Origin of the sequence: Sodalis-like endosymbiont of Proechinophthirus fluctus (assembly GCF_001602625.1) — a bacterium.
Classification (GTDB): Bacteria; Pseudomonadota; Gammaproteobacteria; order Enterobacterales; family Enterobacteriaceae.
This window is the reverse complement of sequence record NZ_LECR01000074.1, coordinates 19,664-24,544: the sequence shown is the minus strand read 5'-3', so window position 1 is coordinate 24,544 and position 4,881 is coordinate 19,664. Positions and strand designations below refer to the sequence as shown.

General features: G+C 49.1%; 6 protein-coding genes and 3 pseudogenes. 4 read left to right on the top strand and 5 right to left on the bottom strand.

From position 1 onward, the window contains the following. The 5 genes and pseudogenes from BG74_RS17725 to msrP form a co-directional block, all read right to left on the bottom strand. A partial coding sequence (locus BG74_RS17725) for a biotin carboxylase N-terminal domain-containing protein (protein WP_439895704.1) occupies positions 1-184 on the bottom strand: 184 nt, incomplete at its 3' end. 11 nt (positions 185-195) lie between these two features. Then, entirely contained in the window at positions 196-654 is a 459-nt protein-coding gene (gene accB / locus BG74_RS07220) for an acetyl-CoA carboxylase biotin carboxyl carrier protein (protein ID WP_066597534.1), read from the bottom strand. Positions 655-675: 21 nt separating this feature from the next. Continuing rightward, entirely contained in the window at positions 676-1,128 is a 453-nt protein-coding gene (aroQ, locus tag BG74_RS07215; protein WP_066597532.1) for a type II 3-dehydroquinate dehydratase, read from the bottom strand. A gap of 251 nt (positions 1,129-1,379) precedes the next feature. Further along, positions 1,380-1,946: pseudogene (locus tag BG74_RS07210) on the bottom strand (ferric reductase-like transmembrane domain-containing protein). A 10-nt stretch (positions 1,947-1,956) separates the two neighbouring features. Further along, a pseudogene (gene msrP / locus BG74_RS07205) lies at positions 1,957-2,956 on the bottom strand (protein-methionine-sulfoxide reductase catalytic subunit MsrP). A 92-nt stretch (positions 2,957-3,048) separates the two neighbouring features. Here msrP and BG74_RS19040 point away from each other — a divergent pair. The 4 genes and pseudogenes from BG74_RS19040 to mreB form a co-directional block, all read left to right on the top strand. After that, positions 3,049-3,183, top strand: coding sequence for a hypothetical protein (locus BG74_RS19040; protein ID WP_256364244.1), 135 nt, complete (start codon positions 3,049-3,051; stop codon positions 3,181-3,183). A 112-nt stretch (positions 3,184-3,295) separates the two neighbouring features. Continuing rightward, on the top strand, positions 3,296-3,442 hold the full coding sequence (locus tag BG74_RS13855; RefSeq protein ID WP_187202764.1) for a hypothetical protein: 147 nt from the start codon (positions 3,296-3,298) through the stop codon (positions 3,440-3,442). Between the two features lie 408 nt (positions 3,443-3,850). Beyond that, the gene (locus tag BG74_RS07200) at positions 3,851-4,063 is read left to right on the top strand and encodes an EAL domain-containing protein (protein WP_066597531.1); all 213 of its coding nucleotides are present in this window, start codon (positions 3,851-3,853) and stop codon (positions 4,061-4,063) included. 417 nt (positions 4,064-4,480) lie between these two features. After that, positions 4,481-4,881: pseudogene (gene mreB / locus BG74_RS07195) on the top strand (rod shape-determining protein MreB); the annotation flags it as partial.

The window sequence follows — 4,881 nt, the reverse complement described above, 5'->3', positions numbered from 1 at the left end:
TGAGATAACTTTTTACCGACGGCGGTGGGCCGATACAGATTGTCTCATCGGCCAACAGCACATGTTTCAGGTCACGGTCGGCGGTAGAGTGTACCGCCACGGTTTTGATACCCAGTTCTTTGCACGCGCGTAAAATACGCAATGCAATTTCACCACGGTTTGCGATGACGATTTTATCTAGCATTTTGCGCCTCGTTATTCGATGACGACCAGCGGCTCGTCGAATTCAACTGGTTGACCGTTGTCCAGCAGGATAGCTTTCACCACGCCGGCTTTATCCGATTCAATTTGGTTCATCATTTTCATCGCTTCAACAATACAAAGGGTATCACCAACGTTGACATTCTGACCAACCTCGACAAAAGGTTTCGCATCCGGGCTAGGGGTGCGGTAAAAGGTTCCCACCATCGGCGAGCGCACAAGGTGACCTCTCATGGTCACTGGCACGGTGCCGGCTTCTGCGGAGATAGGCAGGGCCGTGCCCTCTGACTGCTGCTGCACCGCAGGGATATAAGCCTGTTGCATCATCGGGTAGGGCGGTTGCGCCGTAGCACGACTGATACGAACCGATTCTTCACCTTCAGAAATTTCCAGCTCAGAAATTCCTGATTCTTCAACCAGTTCAATCAGTTTCTTGATCTTACGAATATCCATGAGTGGGGTTCCATACTCCAATTAATTGGATGTGGACAGGCGTTTGACCGCCGTCTGCAAAGCAAAGCGATACCCATCAGCGCCGAAGCCGCATATCACGCCAACCGCAATATCAGACAAATAGGAGTAATGACGGAAAGGTTCTTGCGCATGCACATTGGAGAGATGAATCTCAATGAACGGGATGCTTACCGCTAACAGCGCATCACGTAGGGCGACGCTGGTATGGGTAAACGCCGCGGGGTTGATAACGATAAAATCGGTATTGCCCCGGGCCTTATGGATATGGTCGATCAGCGCATGTTCCGCGTTGGACTGAAAATGGCTGAGCTCTATTTCCAGGCTGCCGGCTAACTTGCTCAGATCCGCGATGATATCGGCAAGGTTGGTATAACCATACTTGTCCGGTTCGCGGGTGCCGAGCAAATTTAGATTCGGCCCATTGAGAAGCAAAATGTGGAATTTATCGGCCATTATGCGGCGATCTCCATTCAATTTACGATACCCCGTAGAAAATAACCAACGGTAAACGAAATGTCATCTTTTTACTGACATTTCAATGATGATTTTCCACTGGGGTCAGGAATTATAGTGATATCGCGGATTTTCGCAGCAAATTACTGACGGTATCCATGAAGATATCTTTTAACGACCTGTTTCTGGCGGGAGTAAGATAACGTAACCAGTTACTATGACGAAAGCGAAAATTCATCTTTCACCGCCACTTATTGGCACAATTTCTTATAGCGTATAAGGCCAGAAGAGCCAGCCATGCTATGGCATACAACACCGACTTCGGCGAGAGGATTTTGACCGACCATATAGTGAATTGGCGCTAGGATAGCCACTATATAAATCAGATTGTGCAGGATTTGCCAGTGATTTTTTAATTTGCTCTGCGCACAGGGTAAAGAGAGGTGCAGGCCAGCGGCAATATTATCCAGCCGGTAATGCTGAGTACTAGATAGGGGTGCGCTACCAGTTTACGGCTGAGTAACCGTAGGTTGTCGATCCGGCGCTCCAGCAGCGCATAACTGGCTAAATGCAGCGTGGCGCAGGTGAAATACCACAGTCTGAGCAACTGTCGGCAATGGATAAGCAGCAACTGGCGACCGTAGTTGACCAGTAGCAAGACCAACAAGCAGCTTACTTAAGCGCCATGCGTCCGGTGAAATGCTGGATATCTTTAGCAGGATTGGCGCTGAAATCGTCTTGTCTGACGGTGTAGACCAGCCAAAGCAGTATGGCGCGGCCAGGTGCAAAAGTATTTTTACAGAATATATGTTTAAAATTTAGGCGCGCTTAGAAGTTCTCCCGTAGGTTTAGACAGCGATATAGGCTAGCCACGCGATCAGCATAGCCGTTGTACAGCGGCGTCGGTTTTCGTTTGACGTCCAGAATACTGCTACTGATCATCCTCTCCGTCGCCTGCGACCAGCGAGGATGATCCACATACGGGTTCACATTGGCGTAAAAACTACATTCATTCGGCACCGCTAGATTCCAGGTGGTGGGCCGGTTTCAGGGGTCAGGCGTATATGCACAATAGATTTAATTCCTTTAAAACCGTATTTCCAAGGCGTAATTAGCCTGATGGGTAAGCCGTTTTTTGGCGGCAGAGTTTTGCCATAAACGCCCACGGTCATTAACGCCAGCAGATGCATGTCTTTATCTAGCCGCAACGCCTCTAAGTAAGGATATTGCAGGCCGCTGCCGATAAAATCGTCTTTTTCCCCTGACATTTGTTCGGGATCATTAAGGGGCTGGAAGGCAACAAAACGCGCCTGACCGGTGGTTTCCACCAGCTTCAGCAACCGATTTAGCTCAAAGCCTATCCAGGTGATTATTATCGACCAGGACTCGACGAAGCGAGAGGTCGATGAATACGTTCTTCCAGCGTGAATCGATTGGGTACATCCGCCATGTCCAGCCTCATCAGTTTTGTGACTTCGCCGTCGATACGTATCTGCCATCTCTCAGTTTTCAAAACGCCAGCGTGTGCGGGGCGGGGTGTTTCCCCGCCTTTTATCCAGCCCAAATTTGCAGAAATTGTTGTAACCGGGTAATCTTGTCCACCTGCGTTAGCGGCGCTTGTGTTCTATGCTGAGAGTTGCCGAGTCCGGCTGCCCGGCAGTAGCTTTACCGCCTTATGCCGGCTGAAAAAAGAGAGAAGATCCGTACGCACCGTAGGAGAAAGACTAACAGTATCAGCGGTAATACCTAGTACTTTCAGCATATTAAGACGATGAAAAAAATTTTCAGTGGTAATATCGGCCTCGCGCAATCTGAGCAAAAATGTCATGACCGGACTCTCCATTGGGATAATTTTGGTGCCTATTTTACGTATACATTACGTTTTTATTCGATGACGGAAACAGCTATTCTCAGAGTGGCTTGCTTAAAAATATCGGTAACCCCTTTTTTGTTATTGAGTTCAGGGATGCGCCACTCAATGTCCGAATCTCGGACATGATGGCTATGCGTTGTGTTCTGGTGACGTTGCTGATGCTGGCGGGCAAGCATCATTGAGCCATTTCAGGCTGCACCAGCAACGCTTGGATAGGCAGTTCGGCGATGGCTGACAGTTTTAGTCGCTTGATGCTAACGGAGCCCACTGCCTTCCGTGGCGACCTAGCTGCCGATGGCGATGGATAGCGCCGGTATTACCCGACTAGAATTGCTGCGTCGGGGGAAACCCGTTTACTACCTAGCGCTGCCGCTGTCGCCCCATCTCGACTACTGTTTAGTCATCTTCTATACCGATACGCTTGTCAGCGACTGTCTTTAACTGCTGATTCATCTCGCTTTCGTCCGCGCTGGCGCGCTCGATCATTACGTCGTCATCAACGGCATCCAGAATAGATCTGACACCTTAACCGCTACGAATTCTTGCCGGTGATGCGTCAGGTTGGGCTTAGCGTAGTGCTATGGACGCCAGCAATTGCTGTGGCTAATCCCGCTGCTGTCCCAACTGCCAAGAGTGATTTTGTCAATATTACTAAGTATGTACTAACTTTTTCAACACGATTTTCGCCACTGGTTGCGCTGATACCTTCATGAAGTGAAGTAAATTAGTACAAAGCCAAATTATGTTTGAACTTGTTGAGGCGGATCTCTATCAACATTTATAACCTCTGCGTCCGGCGCTGTGCCTGCTGACTGGACTAGGTTGTTTGTTAACGTCAACCTAGCTGGGATGACCTTAGTCAGTACCAGCTACATCAGTTTAGTACCGATTTCAGTTATCAAACTGCGTCCCGGCCTAGTGCGCGATATAAACCGCCGTCAGGAGAATCAACTGTTCATGCAAAGCTTGCCGAAAGCCTGCATCGGCACCCGGAAGCGGGTTTTTGCAACCGGCGTGCGCAGCGAGTGCGAGTGTCCAACCTTGTTGTGGATCATGCCGTAGCGGGCGGTGAGGGCGATTTCTTCGCACAGATTTCGCCGTTGGGGGAGTTGATAAAAATATTCACGATTAATCCTATGATCCTAGATTAGGATAAAAGTCCGTGCAAAATTAATGTACAATACGCCTCAACAGCCTCATAAGTTATTATGCTATCAACAATGTACAAATTAGATCAATTTATACGATTCTGACTACCATATTCGTAATATTAGACATCAGAAAAAGTGATAATTTCGTACTTCGTCTACTTCGTCTGATTAAAATCCGCAGAGGAATTTTCTTCGGTTAGTGGGAATATTAACGGGGACGTATTTTTCATAGAAGTCGCGCGCTTTTGCGCCTTGTTTCTGCTTCTCTTGGTTGGTAGAGTGAGCGGATTTTGTTTTTCTCCCCAGCTTGCAGGATTATCCTTCAGTTATGTTTAAAAAATTTCGTGGCATGTTTTCCAATGACTTGTCCATCGACCTGGGTACCGCCAATACCCTCATTTATGTGAAAGGACAGGGCATTGTCCTTAATGAACCTTCCGTCGTAGCCATTCGTCAGGACCGAGCCGGTTCGCCGAAAAGCGTTGCGGCTGTCGGCCATGATGCGAAGCAGATGCTGGGGCGTACGCCAGGTAACATCGCGGCCATCCGGCCGATGAAGGACGGCGTCATCGCTGACTTCTTCGTTACCGAGAAAATGCTGCAGCACTTCATCAAACAGGTTCATAGCAACAGCTTTATGCGGCCAAGCCCGCGCGTGCTGGTGTGCGTGCCGGTCGGGGCGACCCAGGTGGAGCGTCGTGCGATTCGTGAATCCGCTCAGGGCGCGGG